This is a genomic window from Streptomyces sp. NPDC093801 (assembly GCF_040701585.1).
In the GTDB taxonomy this organism is placed as follows: Bacteria; Actinomycetota; Actinomycetes; order Streptomycetales; family Streptomycetaceae; genus Streptomyces.
This window is the reverse complement of record NZ_JBFBDP010000025.1, coordinates 57,666-81,088: the sequence shown is the minus strand read 5'-3', so window position 1 is coordinate 81,088 and position 23,423 is coordinate 57,666. Positions and strand designations below refer to the sequence as shown.

Annotated in this window: 22 protein-coding genes, 3 tRNA genes and 2 pseudogenes; 10 read left to right on the top strand and 17 right to left on the bottom strand. The window is 71.6% G+C overall.

What is annotated here, in order from left to right:
* Positions 1–53: 53 nt before the first annotated feature.
* The 4 genes from AB0469_RS27570 to AB0469_RS27555 all read right to left on the bottom strand — a co-directional run bounded on the left by AB0469_RS27570 (position 54) and on the right by AB0469_RS27555 (position 4,268).
* Positions 54–1,526 (bottom strand): DUF2252 domain-containing protein, encoded by a 1,473-nt coding sequence (locus tag AB0469_RS27570; protein WP_366454133.1) that lies wholly within the window; start codon positions 1,524–1,526, stop codon positions 54–56.
* 114 nt (positions 1,527–1,640) lie between these two features.
* Positions 1,641–2,300 carry a response regulator transcription factor gene (locus AB0469_RS27565; protein WP_366454132.1) on the bottom strand — a complete coding sequence of 220 codons (660 nt, stop codon included), beginning with the start codon at positions 2,298–2,300 and terminating at the stop codon, positions 1,641–1,643.
* Positions 2,301–2,308: 8 nt separating this feature from the next.
* Positions 2,309–4,021, bottom strand: coding sequence for a histidine kinase (locus AB0469_RS27560; protein WP_366454131.1), 1,713 nt, complete (start codon positions 4,019–4,021; stop codon positions 2,309–2,311).
* Between the two features lie 164 nt (positions 4,022–4,185).
* Positions 4,186–4,268 (bottom strand) — tRNA-Leu (locus AB0469_RS27555).
* 292 nt (positions 4,269–4,560) lie between these two features.
* Between AB0469_RS27555 and AB0469_RS27550 the strand changes: the two genes are divergently transcribed.
* The 6 genes from AB0469_RS27550 (at position 4,561) to pknB (ending at position 12,598) form a co-directional block, all read left to right on the top strand.
* Positions 4,561–5,367, top strand: a complete 807-nt coding sequence (locus tag AB0469_RS27550; RefSeq protein WP_366454130.1) for a DUF3662 and FHA domain-containing protein — start codon at positions 4,561–4,563, stop codon at positions 5,365–5,367.
* Between the two features lie 10 nt (positions 5,368–5,377).
* Positions 5,378–5,878 carry an FHA domain-containing protein gene (locus tag AB0469_RS27545; protein WP_344160193.1) on the top strand — a complete coding sequence of 167 codons (501 nt, stop codon included), beginning with the start codon at positions 5,378–5,380 and terminating at the stop codon, positions 5,876–5,878.
* A gap of 144 nt (positions 5,879–6,022) precedes the next feature.
* Positions 6,023–7,486, top strand: a complete 1,464-nt coding sequence (locus tag AB0469_RS27540; protein WP_366454128.1) for a PP2C family serine/threonine-protein phosphatase — start codon at positions 6,023–6,025, stop codon at positions 7,484–7,486.
* Between the two features lie 31 nt (positions 7,487–7,517).
* Positions 7,518–8,942 carry an FtsW/RodA/SpoVE family cell cycle protein gene (locus tag AB0469_RS27535; protein ID WP_366454127.1) on the top strand — a complete coding sequence of 475 codons (1,425 nt, stop codon included), beginning with the start codon at positions 7,518–7,520 and terminating at the stop codon, positions 8,940–8,942.
* On the top strand, positions 8,939–10,399 hold the full coding sequence (locus AB0469_RS27530; protein WP_366454126.1) for a penicillin-binding protein 2: 1,461 nt from the start codon (positions 8,939–8,941) through the stop codon (positions 10,397–10,399). Before AB0469_RS27535 ends, AB0469_RS27530 begins: the two co-directional genes overlap by 4 nt.
* Before the next feature lie 156 nt (positions 10,400–10,555).
* Entirely contained in the window at positions 10,556–12,598 is a 2,043-nt protein-coding gene (pknB, locus tag AB0469_RS27525) for a Stk1 family PASTA domain-containing Ser/Thr kinase (protein ID WP_366454125.1), read from the top strand.
* 108 nt (positions 12,599–12,706) lie between these two features.
* Here pknB and AB0469_RS27520 read toward each other — a convergent pair whose 3' ends face one another.
* From AB0469_RS27520 to AB0469_RS27495, 6 genes and pseudogenes are all read right to left on the bottom strand, one after another.
* The gene (locus tag AB0469_RS27520; RefSeq protein ID WP_366454124.1) at positions 12,707–13,441 is read right to left on the bottom strand and encodes a class E sortase; all 735 of its coding nucleotides are present in this window, start codon (positions 13,439–13,441) and stop codon (positions 12,707–12,709) included.
* Between the two features lie 24 nt (positions 13,442–13,465).
* Positions 13,466–14,146: pseudogene (locus tag AB0469_RS27515) on the bottom strand (class E sortase); the annotation flags it as partial.
* Positions 14,147–14,286: 140 nt separating this feature from the next.
* A complete protein-coding gene (locus AB0469_RS27510; RefSeq protein WP_366454123.1) occupies positions 14,287–14,925 on the bottom strand; it encodes an aminodeoxychorismate/anthranilate synthase component II in 639 nt (212 codons plus the stop codon).
* Positions 14,922–15,098, bottom strand: a complete 177-nt coding sequence (locus AB0469_RS27505) for a hypothetical protein (protein ID WP_030011120.1) — start codon at positions 15,096–15,098, stop codon at positions 14,922–14,924. The genes AB0469_RS27510 and AB0469_RS27505 overlap by 4 nt, the downstream gene beginning before the upstream one ends.
* 91 nt (positions 15,099–15,189) lie before the next feature.
* The gene (locus AB0469_RS27500; RefSeq protein ID WP_366454122.1) at positions 15,190–15,924 is read right to left on the bottom strand and encodes a class E sortase; all 735 of its coding nucleotides are present in this window, start codon (positions 15,922–15,924) and stop codon (positions 15,190–15,192) included.
* Positions 15,893–16,618, bottom strand: a complete 726-nt coding sequence (locus AB0469_RS27495) for a DUF881 domain-containing protein (protein WP_366454189.1) — start codon at positions 16,616–16,618, stop codon at positions 15,893–15,895. Before AB0469_RS27495 ends, AB0469_RS27500 begins: the two co-directional genes overlap by 32 nt.
* A gap of 143 nt (positions 16,619–16,761) precedes the next feature.
* Between AB0469_RS27495 and crgA the strand changes: the two genes are divergently transcribed.
* Positions 16,762–17,016, top strand: coding sequence for a cell division protein CrgA (crgA, locus tag AB0469_RS27490; protein ID WP_366454121.1), 255 nt, complete (start codon positions 16,762–16,764; stop codon positions 17,014–17,016).
* A gap of 117 nt (positions 17,017–17,133) precedes the next feature.
* On the opposite strand, the gene AB0469_RS27485 is transcribed toward crgA, so the two are convergent.
* Together AB0469_RS27485 and AB0469_RS27480 are read right to left on the bottom strand one after the other, a co-directional pair.
* Positions 17,134–18,009: a rhomboid family intramembrane serine protease gene (locus AB0469_RS27485; RefSeq protein WP_366454120.1), complete on the bottom strand. Its 876-nt coding sequence runs from the start codon at positions 18,007–18,009 to the stop codon at positions 17,134–17,136.
* 124 nt (positions 18,010–18,133) lie between these two features.
* Positions 18,134–18,673 (bottom strand): peptidylprolyl isomerase, encoded by a 540-nt coding sequence (locus AB0469_RS27480; RefSeq protein WP_366454188.1) that lies wholly within the window; start codon positions 18,671–18,673, stop codon positions 18,134–18,136.
* A 175-nt stretch (positions 18,674–18,848) separates the two neighbouring features.
* Between AB0469_RS27480 and AB0469_RS27475 the strand changes: the two genes are divergently transcribed.
* Positions 18,849–19,517 carry a DUF5324 family protein gene (locus AB0469_RS27475; RefSeq protein ID WP_366454119.1) on the top strand — a complete coding sequence of 223 codons (669 nt, stop codon included), beginning with the start codon at positions 18,849–18,851 and terminating at the stop codon, positions 19,515–19,517.
* A 72-nt stretch (positions 19,518–19,589) separates the two neighbouring features.
* Here AB0469_RS27475 and AB0469_RS27470 read toward each other — a convergent pair whose 3' ends face one another.
* Positions 19,590–20,057, bottom strand: coding sequence for a LysM domain-containing protein (locus AB0469_RS27470; protein WP_366454118.1), 468 nt, complete (start codon positions 20,055–20,057; stop codon positions 19,590–19,592).
* Positions 20,058–20,303: 246 nt separating this feature from the next.
* Positions 20,304–20,376, bottom strand: a tRNA-Ala gene (locus AB0469_RS27465).
* A gap of 162 nt (positions 20,377–20,538) precedes the next feature.
* Between AB0469_RS27465 and AB0469_RS27460 the strand changes: the two genes are divergently transcribed.
* Positions 20,539–21,087 carry a transcriptional regulator gene (locus AB0469_RS27460; RefSeq protein WP_042817888.1) on the top strand — a complete coding sequence of 183 codons (549 nt, stop codon included), beginning with the start codon at positions 20,539–20,541 and terminating at the stop codon, positions 21,085–21,087.
* A gap of 31 nt (positions 21,088–21,118) precedes the next feature.
* Positions 21,119–21,907: pseudogene (locus AB0469_RS27455) on the top strand (serine/threonine protein kinase); the annotation flags it as partial.
* A gap of 410 nt (positions 21,908–22,317) precedes the next feature.
* Here AB0469_RS27455 and AB0469_RS27450 read toward each other — a convergent pair.
* The 3 genes from AB0469_RS27450 to AB0469_RS27440 all read right to left on the bottom strand — a co-directional run bounded on the left by AB0469_RS27450 (position 22,318) and on the right by AB0469_RS27440 (position 23,422).
* Complete coding sequence (locus tag AB0469_RS27450) at positions 22,318–22,452, bottom strand: DLW-39 family protein (protein ID WP_208809277.1); 135 nt, start codon at positions 22,450–22,452, stop codon at positions 22,318–22,320.
* 144 nt (positions 22,453–22,596) lie between these two features.
* A tRNA-Ile gene (locus AB0469_RS27445) sits at positions 22,597–22,670 on the bottom strand.
* 95 nt (positions 22,671–22,765) lie between these two features.
* Positions 22,766–23,422 carry a DUF3566 domain-containing protein gene (locus AB0469_RS27440; RefSeq protein ID WP_366454117.1) on the bottom strand — a complete coding sequence of 219 codons (657 nt, stop codon included), beginning with the start codon at positions 23,420–23,422 and terminating at the stop codon, positions 22,766–22,768.
* Between the last annotated feature and the right edge of the window lies 1 nt (position 23,423).

Genomic DNA, 23,423 nt, shown 5'->3' with positions numbered 1-23,423 from the left:
GCCTACGGCCCGGCCGGGGGAGCCGTCCCTCCCCCGGCCCGGCGGGCGTCCGGTCAGACCCCGAACTCTGCCGCGATCCGGCCGGAGCGCACCGCCGCCACCAGATCCGCGTGGTCGGCCTCGCTGCGGTCGGCGTAGGCGACGGCGAAGGCGGCCATCGCCTCGTCCAGCTCCTCGTTCTTGCCGCAGTACCCGGCCAGCAGCCGCGGATCGGCGCTGTGGGCGTGCGCACGGGCCAGCAGGGCGCCGGTCATCCGCCCGTAGTCGTCGATCTGGTCGACGGCCAGCGCCGCCGGGTCCACGCTGCCCTTGCGGTTGCGGAACTGGCGGACCTGGTACGGGCGCCCCTCGACGGTGGTCCAGCCCAGCAGGATGTCGGAGACCACCTGCATCCGCTTCTGCCCGGCCACCACGCGGCGGCCCTCGTGCTCCTCCTCCGGGGAGTGGAAGCCCAGCGCGGGCAGGTGCGGCAGCAGCACGGAGGGCCGGGCCTCCTTGACCTGGAGCACCAGCGGCTCGCCGCGGTGGTCCAGCAGCAGCACCACGTACGAGCGGGTGCCCACGCTGCCGGTGCCGACGACGCGGAAGGCCACGTCGTGGATCGAGTAGCGGGCCAGCAGCGGCAGCCGGTCCCCCGACAGGGTCGTCAGGTAGGGGCCCAGCGAGGCGGCCACGGCGGCGGCCTCCTGGTCGCCGACCCGGCGCAGCACGGGCAGCGCGTCCACGAAACGCCGGCCGGCGGGGCCGCCGCCGGCCGGGAGGCCGTCCTCGCAGGCCTCGGTCGACTTGGCGGCGAACCGGGCGGAGGTGTTGTTGCGGGCCTTCGCCGAGACCCGCTCCAGGGTGCCCAGCAGGTCGCGGGCGTCGGTGTGGGAGACGAGCTCCTCGTCGGCGATGGCGTTCCAGGCGTCGAGCGCGGGGAGCTTGGCCAGCAGCCGCATGGTGCGCCGGTAGGCGCCCACGGCGTCCCGCGCCGCAGCCCGGCAGGTGTCCTCGTCGGCGCCCGCGACGCGTCCGGCCAGCACCAGCGAGGTGGCGAGGCGCTTGACGTCCCACTCCCACGGGCCGAAGACGGTCTCGTCGAAGTCGTTGAGGTCGATCACGAGACGGCCGCGCGCGTCCCCGTAGAGGCCGAAGTTGGCCGCGTGGGCGTCGCCGCAGATCTGCGCACCCACCCCGGTCACCGGGCCGCCTGACAGGTCGTGCGCCATCAGGCCGGCGGCGCCCCGCAGGAAGGCGAAGGGGTTGGCGGCCATCCGGCCCACCCGTATCGGGGTCAGCTCGGCAACCCGCCCGACGTTGGACTCCTCGACCGCGCGCACGGCGTCCGGGCGGTCGGCGGGTATCTCGAAGCGGGCGTGGGCGGAACGGGGCACGCGCAGCCGCAGCGCCCGGCCGGCCTCCTTGGGGGAGCCGGCCACGGTCCTCGGGGCGAAGCCCGGGACGCGCGGGATGCGCCCGCCGGGCCGTCCCGCGTCGGCGGCTTCCGCCGCGTCCGCCGCGTACCGTCCCGATGCCGTCGCCATGTGCGCCGCCCCCCACCTCGTCAGGCCCCACCGGCGGCTTCTCCGCCGGTCAGATCGGCCCGACGGTACCCCAAGTCCCCCGCACGGCACCGCCACAGGCCCGCCACAGCCCTGCTACAAACCGGCGTCCCGCGCCAGCAGCGCCGCCTGCACCCGGTTCTCGCACTCCAGCTTCGCGAGGATCCGGCTCACGTACGTCTTCACCGTCGCCTCGCTCATGTGGAGTCTGCGGCCGGCGTCCGCGTTGGACAGGCCCTCCCCGAGCAGCGCCAGCACCCCGCGCTCGCGCTCGCTCAGACCCGCCACCCGCCGCCGGGCCTCCTCGCCGCGGCCCGCGGCCTGCCCGCCGGCCAGCTGGTCCACCACGTGCCGGGTCGCGGCGGGGGACAGGTAGGCGTCCCCGGCGGCGGCCGCCCGGACCGCGCCGATCAGCTCGCCGGGCGCCGAGTCCTTCAGCAGGAACCCCGCGCCGCCCTGGCTCAGCGCCCGCAGCACGTTCTCCCGCTCCCCGAAGGTGGTCAGGATCAGCGCCCGCGCGCCCGGCACCGCCCGCCCCAGCTCGCCCAGCGCGGTCAGCCCGTCCATCACCGGCATCTGGATGTCCAGCAGCACCACGTCCGGGGCGTGGGAACGGGCCAGCTCGACCGCCTCCCGCCCGTCGGCCCCCTCCGCCACGACCTCGATGTCCGGCGCCGAGGTCAGGATCATCCTGATACCGGCCCGGATCAGCGGCTCGTCGTCAGCGATCACCACTCTGATCACCTTGGCTGTCACCCGCGCTCCTACTGCTCGACCTCGTACGCCTGCTTCTCCACGAGCTTGCCGTCCAGGAAGCAGAACCGGAAAACGGTGTCCTTCGTGAGCTCCGAGGAGTCCGCGGCCAGCAGCGCCAGGCAGTCCGACCCCGCCGGCGGCGGCGGGCCCTTGCGGTCCACGCCCATCGTCAGGACGCTGTCCCCGTCCGGCAGCCGCCTGCGCACGGACTCCTCGGACTCGCCCACGTGCACCGCGTCGTACTGGTCCTTGCTGATCATCGCCTGGTCGGCGGTGCCCACCAGCAGGGCCACCCCGGCGCCCAGCACGATGATCAGCAGCACCACGGCCGCCACCGCGATCCCGCAGCCCGTCGCGACGCCCCCGGCCCGGCTGCGGACGGGCACGGACAGCTCGCGGTCCAGCGCCGCCCAGTCCATCGGCGGGGCCGCCTTGGCGGCCCCCTGCCGCGCCAGCGACAGCGCCTGCGACCGCTGGCCGAAGTCGTCGGCGAAGCCGCCGTCGACGTCGTCGGCCGCCCCGGCCGGCTCCGTCCCGTACGGCAGCACCCCGGCCACCCGGAACCCGCCGTCCTCAGTGGAGCCCGCGTGCACCATCCCGCCGACCAGCCGGGCCCGCTCGCGCAGCCCCGTCAGCCCCTGCCCGCCGGAGACGACCTCGCCCGAAGCCCGCTCGACGGCCGGGCCGTTGGCGATCTCCACCACCAGCGAGTCGTCCTCGTAACGGAGTTCCACGGCGATCGACGACCCGGGTGCGTGCTTGTAGGCATTGGTCAGCGCCTCCTGCACGATCCGGTACGCGGCGTGGTCGCAGGCCGCGACCAGCGGCCGGGGCCGCCCCGCCGTGCCGAGCCGCACGTCGGTCCCCGCGGCCCGCGCCGCCTCCACGATGCCCGCGATCCCGGCGACCCCGCGCGCGGCGGGCTGCGCCTCGTCCGCCGGTGCGGGGGCCTCCACCCCGTCCCGCAGGATCCCGACGACCTCGCGCAGCTCGTGCATCGCCGCCACCGAGGCCTGCCGCAGCACCCCGACCGCCTCGCGCTGGCGGTCGGTCAGCGCCGGGTCCACCTCCAGCGCCCCGGTGTGCACCGAGATCAGCGCCAGTTGGTGGCCGAGGCTGTCGTGCATGTCCTGGGCGATCCGCTGCCGCTCCCGCAGCCGGGCCTGCCCGGCCACCATCGTCCGCTCCCGCACGAGCCGGTCGTTGCGCTCCTGGAGGGCGCTCAGCAGGGTCCGGCGCTGGTACCAGTACCGGCTGGCCAGGCCGGGCATGACGGTCGCGGCCAGGAACAGCAGGGTGGCGAACACGATCACCAGGAAGGGACGCATCTGCGTCCACTGGTCGACGAGCGTGAGGCCGACCGACGCGAGGAAGGCCAGCACGAACGCCCCGAGCGCCCGGCCCACGCCGACGATCCTGCGCCCCGCGGACCAGCCCAGCACGATCGTCACGAGGAACACGGCGGGCAGGAACGCGCTCACCGCGGCGCCCGCCACCAGCGTGGCCGCCGGCAGCCGCCTGCGCAGCAGCACCAGCGCCACCACGGCCACGGCCCCGAGGACCGTCGTCAGGCCCGAGCTGTTGCTGAGTTCGTCGACGCCGAGGCCCAGCAGGGCCAGCAGCCCCGCGAGGGCCAGGTCCCCCGCCAGCATCCGCCGGGACCAGGGCTCCGGCCCCTTCAGCCACTCCCGGCCCGCACGCACCCTCGCCTTGGCATCCACGCGACCGACCCTAGACAGCGGCACACCCCGCGGGCCGCCCTCTTTCGTCGCGCCCGGAACGACGAAAGTCGGACGGTCGGCGGCGACGCACGACGGCGGCCGTACGAACGGCCGGAAACGGCGAGAAGCCCCGATCCGGAGTCCGGACCGGGGCTTCCCCGATGTGGGCGAGGGGGGATTTGAACCCCCACGTCCCGAAGGACACTGGCACCTGAAGCCAGCGCGTCTGCCGTTCCGCCACTCGCCCGAGTAGCTCTCCAGTGGATCTTGCCTTTCGGCCCGTTCCCCTGGCGACGTCGAAACAGTAGCACGTCAGACGGGGTGGATTGAAATCGCTTTCCCGTCACCCCCGGTGGACCTCCCGACGGCCCCTCCCGCAGCCCCCTCCGGGTGCGGGACACTGTCCTGGGAGCACCCCTACGATCCCTTGTGAGGACCAACACTCCTGTGGACAGGAGCGAAGGGGAACCACCCGAATCCGCCACGCGTGGATACGATCAGTAAGCAGTACAGGGCGACAGCGACGGAGGAGGTGCCCGATGGGAGTCCTGAAGCGGTTCGAGCAGCGTCTCGAAGGTCTGGTGAACGGCACCTTCGCCAAGGTGTTCAAGTCCGAGGTCCAGCCGGTGGAGATCGCCGGCGCCCTCCAGCGGGAGTGCGACAACAACGCCACCATCTGGAACCGCGAGCGGACCGTCGTCCCCAACGACTTCATCGTGGAGCTGAGCGCCGGCGACTACGAGCGCCTGAGCCCCTACTCCGGCCAGCTCGGCGACGAGCTCGCGGGCCTCGTCCGCGACTACGCCAAGCAGCAGCGCTACAGCTTCATGGGCCCCATCAAGGTCCACCTGGAGAAGGCCGAGGACCTGGACACGGGCCTCTACCGCGTCCGCAGCCGCACCCTGGCCTCCAGCACCTCCCAGGACCCCTCCCAGGCCCCCCAGGGCCAGCAGGGCGGTTACGGCTACCCGCCGGTCGCCGCCCCTCCCATGCCCGCGGGTCCTCCCCCGGGCGCACCCGGCGGCCGCCCCGGCGGCGCCCCCCCGACTTCCGGCGCTCCGGGCACCATGCGCCGCTGGATCGAGATCAACGGCACCCGCCACCAGATCTCGCGTCCCACGCTCGTACTCGGCCGCAGCACCGAGGCCGATGTGCGGATCGACGACCCCGGCGTGTCCCGCCGGCACTGTGAGATCCGGACCGGAACACCCCCGACGATCCAGGATCTCGGGTCCACCAACGGCATCGTGGTGGACGGACAGCACACCACCCGCGCTACGCTCCGCGACGGCTCGCGGATCGTCGTGGGCAGCACCACCATCATTTACCGGCAAGCCGAAGGGTGAAGCGGGGGCAATGTCAGAGCTGACCCTGACGGTCATGCGGTTGGGTTTCCTGGCCGTTCTGTGGCTGTTCGTCATCGTGGCCGTTCAGGTCATCCGCAGCGACCTGTTCGGTACGCGCGTCACGCAGCGCGGCTCGCGCCGCGGCGGCGGCGCGGCCGCAGCGCCGCAGCAGACCGGGCGGCAGGCCGCCCCGCCGCAGCAGCGCCAGCGCCGGGGCGCGCCGACCAAGCTCGTCGTCTCCGAGGGGACCCTCACGGGCACCACCGTGACCCTCGCCGGCCAGACGATCACGCTGGGCCGCGCCCACGACTCCACGATCGTGCTGGACGACGACTACGCCTCCAGCCGCCATGCCAGGATCTACCCCGACCGTGACGGCCAGTGGATCGTCGAGGATCTCGGGTCCACCAACGGCACGTATCTCGACCGGACCCGACTCACCACCCCGACGCCCATTCCGCCGGGCGCCCCGATCCGCATCGGCAAGACCGTCATCGAGCTGCGGAAGTAGTACGAGAATGAGCGAGCGGAGCGAGCGAGCCGCAGCGGTCCGTCCCACCGGGGACACGGGCCCGAGCGCGCTCCCGACCGGAGGGTGGGCAGTGTGGCTCGAGACCGGTTGTACCCCGAAGCGTCGTCGACAGGGCAGGTGCGCATGAGTCTGTCCCTGCGTTTCGCCGCCGGATCGCACAAGGGGATGATCCGCGAGGGCAACGAGGACTCCGGCTACGCCGGTCCCCGGCTCCTCGCCGTCGCCGACGGCATGGGCGGCCAGGCCGCCGGCGAGGTCGCCAGCTCCGAGGTCATCTCCTCGCTCGTCCAGCTCGACGACGACATCCCGGGCTCCGACATCCTCACGGCCCTCGGCATCGCCGTGCAGCGGGCCAACGACCAGCTGCGCGTCATGGTCGAGGAGGACGGCCAGCTGGAGGGCATGGGCACCACGCTCACCGCCCTGCTGTGGACCGGTCAGCGGCTCGGCCTCGTCCACGTCGGCGACTCCCGCGCCTACCTGCTCCGCGACGGCGTCCTCACCCAGATCACCCAGGACCACACCTGGGTCCAGCGGCTCGTCGACGAGGGCCGGATCACCGAGGAAGAGGCCACCACCCACCCGCAGCGCTCCCTCCTGATGCGGGCGCTCGGCAGCGGCGACGTCGTGGAGCCCGACCTCTCCATCCGCGAGGTCCGGGCCGGCGACCGCTACCTGATCTGCTCCGACGGCCTGTCCGGCGTGGTCTCCCACCAGACCCTGGAGGAGACCCTCGCCGACTACCACGGCCCGCACGAGACGGTGCAGTCCCTGATCCAGCTCGCCCTGCGCGGCGGCGGTCCGGACAACATCACCTGCATCGTCGCGGACGTCCTCGACACCGACAGCGGCGACACCATGGCCGCCCAGCCGAACGACACCCCGGTGGTCGTCGGCGCGGTCGCCGAGAACCCGCACCAGCTCTTCGACGGCAACGCCATGCAGACCCCGGCCGGCCGGGCCTCGGGCCTCGGCCGCCAGACCCCGCCGCCCCCGGGCGCCTTCGGCCCCCCGGGCAGCGGTGAAGCCGCCGGCTACGGATACCCCGACCAGAGCCAGGGCGGCGGCGCCCCGTACGGGACCTTCGGCGAACCCGAGGCGTACGACGCCGACGGCCAGTACGACGACTCGTACGACCACCCGCGCAAGCGGCGCAGCAAAGGGCGCAAGTGGACCACCCGCACCCTGATCCTGCTCCTCGTCGCCGGCGTCGTCGGCGGGGGCCTGTACGCCGCGCACCGCTGGACGCAGACCCAGTACTACGTGGGCGTCAAGGGTGACCACGTCGCGCTGTACCGCGGCATCAGCCAGAACCTGGCCTGGATCCACCTCTCTCAGGTCGAGACGGATCATCCCGAGATCGAACTGAAGTACCTGCCGTCCTTCAAGCGGAAGCAGGTCGAGGCCAACATCAGCGAAGAGAGCCTCGACGGGGCGCGCAAGAAGATCGACGAGCTCGGCACCCAGGTCTCCGCCTGCAAGCAGGAAGAGGCCCGCCGCGCCGCCGAAGCGCAGGGCAGCCAGACGCCCGGACCCAGCCTGACTCCCGCGGAGCAGGCTGTCGTCGGCCAGTGCGAGAAGCAGTAGAGATACGCGGGCACAGGGGGCCCGCCACACCATGAGCGTTGTCACCAACACGACCACCATCGGCGCCATCGAGGCACCGAGCCGGCGGAACACCGAGCTCCTGCTGCTCGCCTTCGCCGTGGTCATCCCGATCTTCGCCTACGCCAACGTGGGCCTGTCGATCCACGGCGAGCTGCCCCCGGGCATGCTGGTCTACGGGCTCGGCTTCGCCGTGCTCTCCGGCATCGCGCACTTCGTCGTACGCCGCTACGCCAAGTACGCCGACCCGCTGCTGCTGCCGATCGCGACGCTGCTCAACGGGCTCGGCGTCGTCCTGATCTGGCGGCTCGACCAGTCCGAGCGGCTGCGGGCCCTCGCCAAGCGCAGCTTCGGCGGCTTCTCGGAGTCCGCGCCGCGGCAGATGATGTACACGGCGCTCGCCATCGCCCTGTTCTCCGTCGTGCTGCTGGTCCTCAAGGACCACCGTGTGCTCCAGCGGTTCACGTACATCTCGATGGCCGGCGCCCTCGTCCTGCTGATCCTGCCCGTCGTCCCGGGTCTGGGCGCGGACGTCTTCGGCGCGAAGATCTGGATCAGCGTCGGCGGGTTCTCCATCCAGCCCGGCGAGTTCGCCAAGATCGTCATCGCGATCTTCTTCGCCGGCTACCTGATGGTGAAGCGCGACGCCCTGGCCCTGGCCAGCCGCCGCTTCATGGGCCTCTACCTGCCGCGCGGCCGCGACCTCGGCCCGATCCTGATGATCTGGGCGATGAGCCTGCTCGTCCTCGTCTTCGAGAACGACCTCGGCACCTCGCTGCTGTTCTTCGGCATGTTCGTGATCATGCTGTACGTGGCCACCGAGCGGACCAGCTGGATCGTCATCGGCCTGCTCATGTCGGTCGGCGGCGCCACGGTCGTCGGCATGACCGCCAGCCACGTCAAGGTCCGCGTCACCGCCTGGCTCGACCCCTTCGCCTGCTACACCACCTCCGGCGCCTGCGAGCAGGTCGGCCAGTCGATCATGAGCTTCGGCTCCGGCGGCGTCCTCGGCACCGGATGGGGCCAGGGCAACTCGGACCTCATCGGCTTCGCCGCCAACTCCGACTTCATCTTCTCGACCGTCGGCGAGGAGCTCGGCCTGACCGGCGTCATGGCCTTCCTCCTGCTCTACGGCCTGATCATCGAGCGGGGCGTGCGCACCGCCCTCGCCGCCCGCGACCCCTTCGGCAAGCTCTTCGCCATCGGGCTCTCCGGCGCCTTCGCCCTCCAGATCTTCGTCGTCGCCGGCGGGGTCATGGGCCTCATCCCCCTCACCGGCATGACCATGCCCTTCCTCGCCAACGGCGGTTCCTCCGTCCTGGCGAACTGGATGCTCATCGCCATCCTCATCCGGATCAGCGACACCGCACGCCGCCCCGCCCCGGCCCCCGCCCCGTCCCCCGACTCCGAGATGACCCAGGTGGTCCGCCCGTCATGAACAAGCCCCTGCGCCGCATCTCGCTGTTCTGCGGGCTCCTCGTCCTCGCCCTGCTGATCCGGACCAACTGGCTGCAGTACGTGCAGGCCGAGGACCTCAGCACCCGCAAGGAGAACCGACGGGTCCAGATCGCCCAGTACGCCACCGAGCGCGGCAACATCATCGTCGGCGGCCAGCCCATCACCGGGTCCGCGGTCACCGACGGCAGCGACTTCAAGTTCAAGCGGACCTACCTCGACGGCCCGCTGTGGGCGCCGGTCACCGGCTACGCCTCGCAGGCCTTCGGCTCCACCCAGCTGGAGAAGATCGACGACGGCATCCTCACCGGCAACGACGACCGGCTGTTCTTCGACCGGACGATCGGCATGTTCACCGGTGAGAAGAAGCAGGGCGGCAACGTCATCACCACCCTGAACGCCAACGCCCAGAAGGCCGCCTTCACGGCCCTCGGCACCAAGACGGGCGCGGTCGCCGCGATCGACCCGCGCACCGGCGCCATCCTGGCCCTGGCCAGCACCCCGTCGTACGACCCGTCGACCTTCGCGGGCAACTCCAAGAACGACGAGAAGGCCTGGCGCGACCTGAACAACAGCGCCGACAAGAACCTGGTCAACCGCGCCCTGCGCGAGACCTACCCGCCGGGCTCCACCTTCAAGGTGGTCACCGCCGCGGCCGCGCTGGAGCACGGGGTGATCAGCGACATCAACGCCCCGACCGACACCCCCGAGCCCTACATCCTGCCCGGCACGAAGACCCCGATGGTCAACCACGCCTCCGGCTGCGAGAAGGCGAGCCTCAACGACGCGCTCAAGGTCTCCTGCAACTCGGTCTTCGCGAACGTCGGTGACAAGGTCGGCCGTGACGGCATGGTCGAGACGGCGCAGAAGTTCGGCTTCAACAGCACCGTCGACACCCCGGTCCGCGCCTTCGCCAGCGTCTACGACAAGACGATGGGCAAGGACGGCAACGCGCTGAGTTCGATCGGCCAGTTCAACACGGCGGCCACCCCGCTCCAGATGGCCATGGTCACCGCGGCGATCGCCAACGACGGCAAGCTGATGAAGCCGTACATGGTCGAGCAGCTCACCGCGCCGAACCTCGACACGATCGAGAAGCACGAGCCGCAGGAGATGAGCCGGCCCCTCAGCGCGGCCAACGCGCAGAAGGTCCAGCAGATGATGGTGAACGTCGTCGAGAACGGCACGGGCACCTCGGCCAAGATCAAGAACGTGAAGGTCGGCGGCAAGACGGGTACCGCCCAGCACGGCGAGAAGAACGCCAAGCGCCCCTACGCCTGGTTCATCTCCTACGCGGAGCTGCCGGACGGAACCTCCCCCGTGGCCGTCGCCGTCGTCATCGAGGACAGCGCGGCGGACCGCGAGGACATCACCGGCGGCGGCCTGGCCGCTCCGGTCGCCAAGGCCGTCATGGAAGCCGTCCTGAAGAACAAGGGATGAGTCCCGCAGACGGGATCCGAGCGCTCGGTACCGGTCCGATATCAGCCTGTGGTCACGAACCGATCACCGACGATCGGCCGGTAGCCTTGCCGCGAACAGCACACCGCCGGACCACACACGGGTGCGGTCGGGACTGACGGAGAGGGCTGGAACGTTATGGAAGAGCCGCGTCGCCTCGGCGGCCGGTACGAGCTGAGCCACGTGCTCGGCCGCGGTGGCATGGCCGAGGTCTACCTCGGGCACGACACCCGGCTCGGCCGTACCGTCGCCGTCAAGACCCTGCGCGCCGACCTCGCCCGTGATCCGTCCTTCCAGGCCCGGTTCCGCCGCGAGGCCCAGTCGGCCGCGTCGCTCAACCACCCGGCCATCGTCGCGGTCTACGACACCGGCGAGGACTACGTCGACAACATCTCCATCCCGTACATCGTGATGGAGTACGTCGACGGCTCCACCCTGCGCGAGCTGCTGCACTCCGGCCGCAAGCTGCTGCCCGAGCGGACCCTGGAGATGTGCATCGGCATCCTCCAGGCGCTGGAGTACTCGCACCGCGCCGGCATCGTGCACCGCGACATCAAGCCCGCGAACGTCATGCTCACCCGGACCGGCCAGGTCAAGGTCATGGACTTCGGCATCGCCCGGGCCATGGGCGACTCCGGGATGACCATGACGCAGACGGCCGCCGTGATCGGCACCGCCCAGTACCTCTCCCCGGAGCAGGCCAAGGGCGAGCAGGTCGACGCGCGCTCCGACCTGTACTCCGCGGGCTGCCTGCTCTACGAGCTGCTCTGCGTGCGGCCCCCGTTCGTCGGCGACTCCCCCGTGGCCGTCGCCTACCAGCACGTACGGGAAGAGCCCCAGCCGCCGTCGAACTTCGACCCCGAGATCACGCCCGTGATGGACGCCATCGTCCTCAAGGCGCTGGTCAAGGACCCCGACTACCGCTACCAGTCCGCCGACGAGATGCGCGCGGACATCGAGGCCTGCCTGGAGGGCCAGCCCGTCGCCGCGACCGCCACCATGGGCGGCGCCGGCTACGGCTACCCCGACCAGGGCGGCTACGGGCACCAGGGCTACGACCAGCCCACCACCGCCCTGCGCTCCCCGGACTCGGGCCAGACCTCGATGATGCCGCCGATGCCCCCCGGGGGCGACGGCGGATACGGGTACCAGGACCAGGGGCACGGCGGCTACGACCAGGGCCACGGCCGGCGCCAGCAGAAGAAGAGCCGCGCCTCGACGGTCCTGCTCGCCATCGCCGGGGTGCTCGTCCTGGTCGGCGCGATCCTGATCGGCAGATCCCTCTTCAACACCGCGGACAACCGCCCCGCCGTCCCCAAGCTCGTCGGCCAGACCTTCGAGTCGGCGCAGGGCAGCGCCAAGAACATGGGTCTCACGGTGGAGAAGGAGGCCGAGGAGCCCTGTGCGGACCAGCCCAAGGGCAACGTCTGCTCGCAGAACCCGGCCGAGGGCACCAAGGTCGACAAGGGCACGTCGGTCAAGGTCAAGGTCTCCTCGGGAGCGCCCAAGGCTGCCGTCCCCGACGTCGCCCGGCTGAAGTTCGAGGACGCCGAGTCCCTGCTGAAGGACAAGAAGTTCCAGGTCGAGAAGAAGCTCGTCGAGTCCGACGGCGCCAACCCCGGCACCGTGCTGGACCAGAACCCCAAGGCGGGCACCCAGGCCGAGCAGGGCTCCGTGGTGACCCTCCAGGTCGCCAAGGAGGTCGCGAAGGGCGTCGTCCCGGACCTCACCGGTCTGACCAAGGAGGCGGCCGTCAAGGCACTCCAGGACGCCAAGCTCAAGCTCGGCAGCACCACCGAGGTCGACCAGCCCGGAGCCGCGCCGAAGACGATCGTGGCGCAGCAGTACGCTCCCGGCCAGCAGCTTCCCAAGGACACCCCGGTCAACGTCAGCATCACCAAGGCGTCCTCGCAGCCGTCCGCCGTGCCGGTGCTGACCGGGCAGACCGTGGCCCAGGCCAAGAACGCCCTCAAGCAGGCCAACCTGAACTTCGGGGCGGTCCTGGGCGGTCCGACCGACGACAACGCCATCGTGGTGGCCTCCGACCCGGCCGCCGGTACCCCGGTCCCGGGCGGCACGGTCGTCAACGTCCGGACCATGGCGAACCCGAGCCAGCCGCAGGACGGCGGCCAGCAGGGCGGCGGAGGCTTCTTCGGCGGCCTGACCGGCGGCCGCCGGTAGTCGCCGGCCAGGCCGCCGGTAGCCGCGTCGCTTCGTTTCACGTGAAACAGGCCCGGACCCTCTCGGGGGTCCGGGCCTGTTTCACGTGAAACGTCGGTACGAGCAGGCTCAGCGCAGCTCGGCCGGCGGGGTGCGGTCGGCGTCCACCTTCTCCGTGCGCACCAGCTCGCCCCAGACGATGTAGCGGTACTTCGAGGTGTAGACCGGGGTGCAGGTCGTCAGCGTGATGTAGCGGCCGGGGGCGGTCTTGCCCGACTCCTTCGGGACCGGGTTGATCACGTCCGTGTTGTACTTCGAGGTCTGGGCGAGCTCGGCGAAGACCTTGTACACGTACCAGGTGTCCTTGGTCTCGAAGACGACCGCGTCGCCCTTCTTCACCTTGTCGATGTTGTGGAACTTCGCCCCGTGCCCGTCGCGGTGCGCGGCCAGCGCGAAGTTGCCCTTGTCCTCCCAGGGCAGCGCCGCCTTCACCGGGTCCGTGTAGTAGCCGGCCACGCCGTCGTTGAGGACCTCCGGCGAGGTGCCGGTCTTGACCAGCACCTCGCCGTTCTTCATCGACGGCACGTGCAGGAAGCCGATCCCGCCCTGGGTGTCGAGGGCCCCCGGCTGCGCGGGCGAGCCGGCGGCGGGGCCGGGCCCCTGCTGCCACTGCCGGCGGATCTGGTCGCCCCTGGCCGAGGCCTGCCGGTCGGCGAGCACGTTGGTCCACCACAGCGAGTACGCCACGAACAGGCCCAGGACCAGCCCCACCGTGATCAGGAGCTCCCCCAGCAGGCTCAGGGCCCCGGCGATCACACTGCGGTCGGCGGGCGGCGGTGAGGAGCGGCGGCGGGCACGAGACACTGCGGATTCGTCCTTACGGGCTGTTCAGCGGCTGTTCAGCGCGGGCGGAGCACCCTGGCTGCGCGGGCGTTCGTCGACCATCCTGCCCCATACGATCATCCGGTAGGTGCTGGTGAACTCCGGGGTGCAGGTCGTCAGCGTGATGTACCGGCCGGGGCCGGTGAATCCGGAACCCTCCGGCACCGGCTTGATGACGGACACGTTCGCCGGTGAGGTCTGCGGCAGGACCGAGGTCATCTGATACGTGTAGTAGGCGTCCCGGGTCTCGACCACGATCGGGTCCCCCGGCACCAGCTGGTTGATGTACCGGAACGGTTCGCCGTGGGTGTTGCGGTGTCCGGCGACCGCGAAGTTGCCCTGCTTGTCGGCCGGCATGGCGGTCTTCAGCGCGCCCTCGCCGTAGTGGCCGACCATCCCCTTGTCCAGCACCTTCGCCTTGCTGATGCCCTCGGCCACCGGCACCTTCAGGTCCAGTTTGGGGATGTGGAGGATCGCGAAGCCCTGCCCGGGTTCGAAGGCCGCCACGGGCGGCGCGGCGGCCGCCGGGGGGTTCTCCCAGTTCTGCCGCAGCGAGCCGGCGGCCCCGTTCGCCGCCCGCTCCGCCAGCAGGTTCGTGTACCAGAGCTGGTAGGCGACGAACAGCAGCATCACCACGCCGACGGTGATGAACAGCTCGCCGACGGCCCGGCTGAGCACCACCACGGGCCCCCCGGAACGCGGGCGGGCGCGCCTGCGGCCCCGCCCGCTCCGTCTGCGGGCCCGCGCGTGGGAGCGCTTGGCGGCCTCCTGCGCTGCCCTGCGCCGCGCGGCCCGGCCCTCGCTGGGCGCGGACGGCGCGACCGTCGTCACGCGACGGCCTTGCCCACCACCGGGGCCAGGCCTTCCGACCGTGCGAGGGCGCCGGCGTCACCGCAGCGCACGAGCCAGTTGGCGAGCATCCGGTGGCCCCACTCGGTCAGTACCGACTCGGGGTGGAACTGGACGCCCTCGACGTCGTGCTCCCGGTGCCGCAGGCCCATGATGATCCCCTCCTCGGTGCGGGCGGTGACCTCCAGCACGTCGGGCAGGGTCTGCGGCTCCGCGGCGAGGGAGTGGTAGCGGGTCGCCGTGAAGGGCGAGGGGAGTCCGGAGAAGACGCCCAGGCCCTCGTGGACCACGGGGGAGGTCTTTCCGTGCAGCAGCTCGGGGGCGCGGTCCACGACCCCGCCGTAGGCGACGGCCATGGACTGCATGCCGAGGCAGACGCCGAAGACGGGGACGCCGGTGGCGGCGCAGTGCCGGACCATGTCGACGCAGACGCCGGCCTCCTCGGGCGTGCCCGGACCGGGGGAGAGGAGGACGCCGTCGAAGCCGTCCTGGGCGTGGGCGAGCTCGACCTGGTCGTTGCGCAGCACCTCGCATTCGGCGCCGAGCTGATAGAGGTACTGGACCAGATTGAAGACAAAGCTGTCGTAGTTGTCGACAACCAGAATGCGCGCGCTCACGGAGTCGCTCCCGATCCCTCGTCCACCGTCACGTCGTTGAAGGGAAGGAGCGGCTCGGCCCACGGGAAGACGTACTGGAACAGTACGAACACCACCGCGAGGACCAGTACGAGAGAGATCAGCGCCCGCACCCACGCGTTGCCCGGCAGATGCCGCCAGATCCAGCCGTACATTCCGTCTGTTTCCTTCGTCGTCCACGATTCACTCACGCACCGCGGGGGCGGTACCGCACCAGACTACGGGCCGGGGCCCCCGCGGCGGGGGTCACCCGGGCAATCCCCCGGGATCGGCGGGACGGGTTCCGGTGAGCTCCGCCCAGACGATCAGGCGGTGGCTGTGGCCCCATTCGGGGTCGCAGGTGGTGAGGGTCAGGTACCTGCCGGGGGTGGCGAAGGGCGAGCGGCGCGGGACGGGCTCGACCACTCCGGTCTCGGTGGGCAGGGTGCGCAGCGGCTCGGCGCGGACGGTGTAGGTGTAGCGGTTCACGGCGTCGCGGACGATCACCGTGTCGCCGGGGCGCAGCTCGTCCAGGTCCTTGAAGGGGTCGCCGTAGGTGCGCCGGTGGCCGGCGACGGCGAAGTTGCCCTCCCCGCCCGGGCGGGCGGTGCCGGTGTAGTGGCCGAGGCCCTTCTTGAGCAGGTCGGTGTCCGTGCCCTCCAGGACCGGCTTGCTCCAGTCGGCGCCGAAGCGGGGGACGTACATCTCGGCGAAGGCCCGTCCGGCGGGGTAGGGCTGCGGCGGGGCGGACGGGGCCGAGGGCGCCGGCGGGCCGGGGGAGGCGGGCCCGGGCGCGGGTGCGGGGGCCGCCGCCGCCCAGCGGTCGCGCAGCCGGGCCCGCTCCCCCTCCATGGCCCGGTCCGCCGTGACCCCGGTCCACAGCAGCACGTACGCGACGAAGAGCACGACCAGCGTCCCGGCCGTCAGGCACAGCTCGCTCAACGTCCGTACGGCGAGGCGCAGTACGGCATCAGGGCGAGGCGGACTCCAGCGGCTTCGCATAGTGGAGGTCCACTGTGCCGGAGTAGCCGGGAAGTGTCAGCCTCTTGTCCTCGTCCACTTTCCAGCCGAGCCCGTAGGCGTTGACGTACAGCTGGTAGTTCTGGATGGCGGGGGAGGCGTTGAGGGCCTTGCGCAGCGCGCCCGGGTCACCGACCGCCGACACCTTGTACGGGGGCGAGTACACCCGGCCCTGGAGGATCAGGGTGTTGCCGACGCAGCGCACGGCGCTGGTGGCGATCAGCCGCTGGCCCATGACCTCGATGCCCTCGGCGCCGCCCTGCCACAGCGCGTTCACCACGGCCTGCAGGTCCTGCTGGTGGATCACGAGGTCGTTGGGCTGGGGTTCGGGCACGCCCGGGACGCGGGCGGTGGCGTTGGGCGGGGCGTCGTTGAGGGTGACGCTGAGGCCCTTGCCGGTCAGCTCCTCGGTGCCGGAGGCCTTGCGCAGGGCGGCGAGCTTGGCGTCCTCGGCCTTGGTGCTGCCGTTGTCGCGGTCGGCGAGGGCGTCGACCTGGGTGCGGACGGCGGCGGCGGTCTTCTCCAGCTCGGCGTTGTTGGCGCTGCGCTCGTGGATCAGGTCGGAGAGCTTGAGCAGGGAGGCGTCCGTGCGGATGTTCGTACCCTTGGACGTGTTGAAGCTGGTGACGAAGATGAGGCCCGCCAGGGCGAACACGGCGGCCGTCAGCAGCCCCATCGCCCTGGCCCGGCGGCGGGGACCCGCGGAGGAGTCGTCGGAATTGGTCAACGTACCCTTCTCCTTCAACGCCACAGGTCCACTACGCTAACGGACGCCCGGGGCAGGCAAGGTCCCCCAGCGCATCGACAGGAGAGCCCCTCGTGCCGAAGTCACGTATCCGCAAGAAGGACGACTACACGCCGCCGCCGGCGAAGCAGGCGCAGCAGATCAGGCTGGGGAGCCGCGGCTGGGTCGCCCCGGTCATGCTGGCCTTCTTCCTGATCGGTCTCGCATGGATCGTCGTCTTCTACGTGACCGACACCCAGCTGCCGATCGAGGCTCTGGGCAACTGGAACATCGTGGTCGGTTTCGGATTCATCGCTGCCGGATTCGGCGTCTCCACCCAGTGGAAGTAGTACACGGATAGCCGAGCGGCGCAACCTCTCCCCAGGAGTTATCCACAGCGTCATCCACACCTGAGGAAAAGACAGAAGATCTGTGGATAACTCTGTGGAGAGTTGACGCCGGTGTGATCAGGTGAGCGCGGCCGTGCGCACCATGATCAGGGTCGCTGTCAGCAGGAGGACCGCCACGCAGGTGCCTCCCTGCACCAGTGTGCGCCTCCTGCCCGTGGCGGGGGCGAGCATGCCCAGCGCGACCAGCGCGCCCGTCACCAGGCCGCCGATGTGCGCCTGCCAGGACACCGACCAGCCGCCCCCCAGGGGCACGAAGGTCACCAGCAGCATCAGCCCGAGGGTGACCAGCACCGGCCGCATCTCGTACCGCAGCCGGCGGGCGAGGACGACGGTGGCGCCCAGCAGCCCGCAGATGGCGCCCGACGCGCCGAGCGTCGGGGTGTTGGGCGCGGTCAGCAGGTAGACCAGGGCGCTGCCGCCCAGGCCCGACAGCAGGTAGAGGGCCAGGTAGCGGGAGCGGCCCAGGGCCGCCTCCAGCGGGCCTCCGATCACCCACAGGGCGACCATGTTGCCGAAGATGTGCCACCACTCGACATGCAGGAACATCGAGGTCAGCAGCCGGTGGTACTGCCCGGTCGAAACGCCCTCGACGGGCGCCCCGTAGTACTCCACGTACCGGCCCAGCAGCTCCAGCTGGACGGCCAGGCCCGGTACGGCGTACACGGCGAGGAACACCGCCGCGTTGATCCCGATGAGGATCTTGGTGATCAGCTGGGGGTCGGCGGCGACCAGCCCGCCCGCGACCGTGCGCGGGGCGTTGGCCGCCGGGGCGTGCCCGGTGCCGGAACCGCCCCGGACGCACTCGGGGCACTGGTAGCCGACCGAGGCGCTGATCATGCACTCCGGGCAGATGGGCCGGTCGCAGCGGGTGCAGCTGATTCCGGTGTCGCGGTCCGGGTGGCGGTAGCAGCCCGGCAGACGGTCGGTGTCCATCGGTCCCCTCGGTCGGCGGCGGGGCGGGCCGTGCGCGTCCCCGCGGATCCGTACACATGCAGTACGGACGGGCGGGTCCCGTTGGTTCCCGGGACGCCCCGGGAACTGGCGGACGGCGGAGCCGTCAGTGCTTGCCCTCGCGGCGCTCGACGGACACGGACTGGATGATCACGTCGTCCAGCGGCCGCTCGGTGCGCGGGTTGGTCGGGCCGGACGCGATGGCGTCCACGACCTTCTGGCTGTCCTTGTCGGTGACCTCGCCGAAGATGGTGTGCTTGCGGGTCAGCCAGGCGGTCGGCGCCACCGTGATGAAGAACTGCGAGCCGTTGGTGCCCGGGCCCGCGTTGGCCATGGCGAGGAGGTAGGGCCTGGTGAAGGCCAGGTCGGGGTGGAACTCGTCGGCGAACCGGTAGCCGGGGCCGCCGGTGCCGTTGCCCAGCGGGTCGCCGCCCTGGATCATGAAGCCGCTGATGACGCGGTGGAAGACGGTGCCGTCGTAGAGCGGGGACGTGGTCTTCTGGCCGTCCGTGGGGCGGGTCCACTCGCGGGCGCCCGTGGCGAGCTCCACGAAGTTCCGGACGGTCTTCGGCGCGAAGTTCTCCAGCAGCTCGATCTCGATGTCGCCGTGGTTGGTCTTCAGGGTGGCGTAGAGCTTCTCGGCCACGGGTCTGCCTTCCATAGTCATCACTGTCGGTCCCGATCCTCCCACGGAGGGGAGTACCCGGAGGAAATTCCCCCACCCGGATGCCCTGTCACGCATGCCGCGCGAGGCTATGGCAGGCATGATCCGACAAAGGGTGGAAAGGTGAACTGTGTCCGCCACCGAGGAGGAGGATCCCGTGACCCGCAAGGACAGCGTGAGCCTGGCCGCCGAGAACGCCAGGGACGCCGTGAGGCACGCGGCGGAGGCGGTGGCACCCTATGCGGGCACCGCCCGGGACGCGGCCGTCCACTACGCCCAAGAGGCGAACGCACGGCTGGCCCCCATGGTCTCCCACGCCGCCAACCAGGCGTCCCAACAGGCCCGCGCCGCCTACGACACCCATCTGTACCCACGGATGACCGCGGCACGCACGCACCTCCCGCCGCACGTGGACCGGGCCGCCACGAAGGCCGTCCACCAGACGCGGCAGGCGTGCCGGCACGCCGTCGACTACACGGCTCCGCGCCTGGAGGGCGCCATCGCCGCGGGCCGGCCGGTGGCCGAGGAGGCCTCGAACCGCTCGATGGCGGCACTGGCCGCGCTGCGCGGGCAGGTCACGGCCGAGGAGGTGCGCCGGCTGGTACGGCGCCACGAGCGGCGGGCGAAGTGCGGGCGGCTGTTCAAGGGGATCGCGGTGGCCGCCGTGCTCGCCGGCGCGGCCTACGCGGCCTGGCGCTGGTGGGACCAGCAGTCCAACCCGGACTGGCTCGTGGAGCCCCCGGCCGCCACCGAGCCGTCGGCACAGGACGCCGCGGCCTTCGACGAGGCGCAGGCCGCCAAGGAGAAGGAGAACGGGGCGCCCTGAGCGGAGCCCGTACGGCGGCGGGGGCCCGGATCCACCAGGATCCGGGCCCCCGCCGCCGTGCGCAACGCCCGCTCAGCCGGGCAGGGTCAGCACCTGTCCCGGCTGGATGAGGTCGGGGTTGGCACCGATCACGCCCCGGTTCATGGCGTACAGCTCGCGCCAGCGCGCCTCGTTGCCGAGCTCCCGGCGGGCGATCGCGGCGAGCGAGTCCCCCGCCTTGACGGTGTACGTGCGCTTCTTGGCGGCGGCCGGCGGCTTCGGCGGCACGGGCACGGCCTTGTGCGCGGCCGACAGGTCGCTGGGCTCGGCCGGCGCCGGATGGGGCCGGGCCTGCCCCGCCGCGGTCCGCGGCATCGCGGCCTTCGGCGCGCCGGCCGCCCGCTCGGCCGCCGCCTTGCCGGCCCCGGACGCGTCGGCGTACTTCGACCCCATGTCGGACGGCGTCGGCGGGGCGGCGCCCGCGCCGCGCGCGGCGGCCTGCTGCTCCTTCTGCTCCGCCTGCTTCTTCTTGTCGTGCTTCAGGAAATCGAAGAGCCCCATCTGCGTGTGCCTCCGGCGTGGTGTGGGTGTGCCCCCTGCGTGCCTGCCTCCACCCACTGTCGGCCACGGGGAGCGCCGGGGCCCTGTGGCCGGGCCGTCCGGGGGACCCCGCCGGCCGGCCGCCCCCGCGCCGTCCGGCTGTCACTCACCGTGTCCCTGCCCGGACTTCCGGGGAGGCGATCGGGAAAGAGGAATGACAGAAGACCCCCTGACCGGCGTTTCCGCAGGTCAGGGGGTCTTTTGAAGTGGAGCCTAGGAGATTCGAACTCCTGACATCTGCCTTGCAAAAGCAGCGCTCTACCAACTGAGCTAAGGCCCCGTGCGTCCGGACGCGGCTCCTCCCCCGGGAGGGAGTGTCCGTTCCGCAGGACAGAGTACCCGGTGCACCCCCTCATCCCGCAAAATGATAGGGACTCCCGCCCCGCGACCACGCTCCGTAAGATGCTCGCGAGGTTCGCACCAGCGAAGGGGAGTAGGAAGAGTGGACGCAGTACAGCAAGAGGCAACCGCCAGAGCCCGGGAGCTTCAGCGCAGTTGGTACGGGGAGCCGCTGGGCGCCCTGTTCCGACGGCTCATAGATGACCTCGGCCTGAACCAGGCTCGCCTCGCTGCTGTCCTCGGACTGTCGGCGCCCATGCTGTCCCAGCTGATGAGCGGACAGCGCGCCAAGATCGGCAACCCGGCCGTCGTCCAGCGGGTCCAGGCCCTCCAGGACCTCGCCGGGCAGGTGGCGGACGGCAGCGTCAGCGCCGGCGAGGCCACCGACCGGATGGACGAGATCAAGAACACCCAGGGAGGGTCCGTCCTCAGCAACAGCGGTCAGACCACCACGAGTTCCGGCGCTCCCACCGTCAAGCGGGTGGTCCGGGAGATCCAGTCGCTGCTGCGGTCGGTCTCGGCGGCGGGCGACATCATCGACGCGGCCAACGCCCTCGCCCCGAGCCACCCCGAACTGGCGGAGTTCCTGCGGGTGTACGGCGCCGGGCGCACGGCCGAAGCGGTGGCCCACTACGAGGCCCACCAGAACTGACGCACCGGGGGCGGACGGGGGACGGGACGGCGATGCCCACACGCTCCTGAGGTTCGTGCGCGAGCAGGCCCTGTGCATCGACCACCCGCAGGTGCTCGCCCCCTCCGGCTGGGCGGCCGGCGACGACGAGGTCCTGCTCACCGTGGACCTGGTCGGCGGCGGCACCCCGGCGCAGGTGGTCGCGGACCACGGGCCGCTGCCGCCCCGCTTCGCGTGCGTCCTGCCCGGCCGGCTCCTGTCGGGGCCGGCGGCGGTGCACGCGGAGGGCGCCGTCCACCGCGACGTCAAGCCGGCCGGCACCCTGCCGGAGGCCACCGGGAAGGGGCGGCCGCACCTGCGGCTGTCCGGCTTCCGGATCTCCCTGCGCAAGGGCGAGCCGCGGCCGACCGGGACGGACCTGGCCGTCGGCACTCCGGGCCGCTTCGCCCCGGAACAACTGCGGGGAGCGGAGCCGGACTTCCCCTCCGACCTCTACGCCGTCGGGCTGGTCGCCCTGTACGTGCCGACGGGCCGCACGCCCGATTCCCGGGCACTGGTCGAACACTTCTCCGCCCACGGCCTCCGCGACGCCCCTGAAGGGGTCCCGGCGCCGCTGTGGGACCCCATCGCGCACCTCCTGCACCCGGAGCCCCAGAACCGGGTCCGCAGCGCCACAGGGGCACGCAAGGCCCTTGCCGGGGCCGCCCGGTCGCTCCCCGCCCCGGCCGAGGACGAGGAACCGGCCGAGGACGAGGAACCGGTCGAGGACGAGGAACCGGTCGAGGTCTTCGGCCAACGGGCCCCCCTCCGAGCCGGTTTCACCCGGCAGGGCCCCCAACCCCCCTCCTGCCCGCAGCACATGACCCCACCGGTCCCCGCGGGCCGCCTCCGGACACCGGCTCCCACGATCCGCGCGGGTCCGCCGCCACCGACGCCCCGCCGGACACGACCGGCTTCCACCTGGCGCCCCGGCTCCGCCGCCTCCCGCCGGGGGCGGTGCCGTCCTCGTACACCGCGCCGGCCTCCAGCAGCGGCGCGTCCGCCGTCAGCGGCTCCCCCTCGACCCGCCGCGCCCGTCGGCGGCCCGTTACTCCGGCAGCGGCCCCTGAGCCGCCCGCGCGCTCCCGGCCGCCCAGCACACCGGCTCCAGCCGCCTCAGGGCCCCCAGGGCCCCCGGCGCCAAAGCCGCCGGAACAGCACGAAGCCCCGGCTGCAGCGGCAGTCGGGGCTTCATGAGATCAAACGTGGGGCTCACACGCCGGAACCGGAAGGCACGGAGTCGGTTGCCTCCGTCCACAGGTCCTGCTCGGCGCGGTCCGCCTGGATCTGGCGGTACACGAGGAGCCCGCCGATGGCGGCCAGTGCGACCAGGAGCAGCTTCTTCACCGCGCGACCTCGTCTTTCGTTGACGTTGGGGACTTCTGGGCGCCAACAATACACACCGACCGATACCGATCGGTTATCTAGGGGGCCCTGGACGGCCCAACGGCGAAGACCCCCAGTCCTGGGGACTGGGGGTCTTCGACTCTGTGGGGCTAACAGGATTTGAACCTGTGGCCTCATCCTTATCAGGGATGCGCTCTAACCAACTGAGCTATAGCCCCTCCGCGCCTGCGCGCTGACTCCTGAAGATTAGCGCACAGACGCAGTGGAACCCAAATCCGCTCCCGCGAGGCTTTCCCGCAGGTCAGTCAGCGGGTCATTCGTCCTCGGCCAGCGTGAGCTCCACGCCGCCCACGAAGCCCGCGGACAGGTTGTAGATGAACGCGCCCAGCGTCGCCAGGGCGGTCATCAGCACGACGTCGATCACCGCGATGACCGAGGTGAAGATCAGCACGCGCGGCAGCGACAGGAACGACTGGAGGTCGAACCCGTTGCCCTCGTTCGAACCGGTCGCCTCGCTGATCGTGCCGCCGACGGTCGAGAAGATGCCCATGGCGTCCATGACCATCCACAGCACCGCGGACGCCACGATCGTGCAGACGCCGAGTGCGATGGACAGCAGGAAGCTGACCTTCATCACCGACCACGGGTCGGCCTTGGCCACCCGCAGCCGCGCCTTGCGCGTCCTGGGCGTCGTACGGGTCCCCGGACGGGGTGCCCGCTGGCTGCCCGGCCCCTCGGGGGCCGCGTAGGCCTGCGGGGGGTGGTAGGGCTGCTCGGCCGCTTCCTTGGCCGCGCCGGACTTCTGCTTCTGCTTGGACTGGGACTGCGGCTTCGCCTGCGGTCCCCGGGTGTCCGTCACGGTTCCCCCCCTGCCTTCGGCGGGGGTGTCCCCGCCCTGGGATTCCGCGGCGGGGCCACGGGCACCGTTCGCTCCAGTCTTGGCCGGTCCGGCGCCCGTGGCTCCACTCACG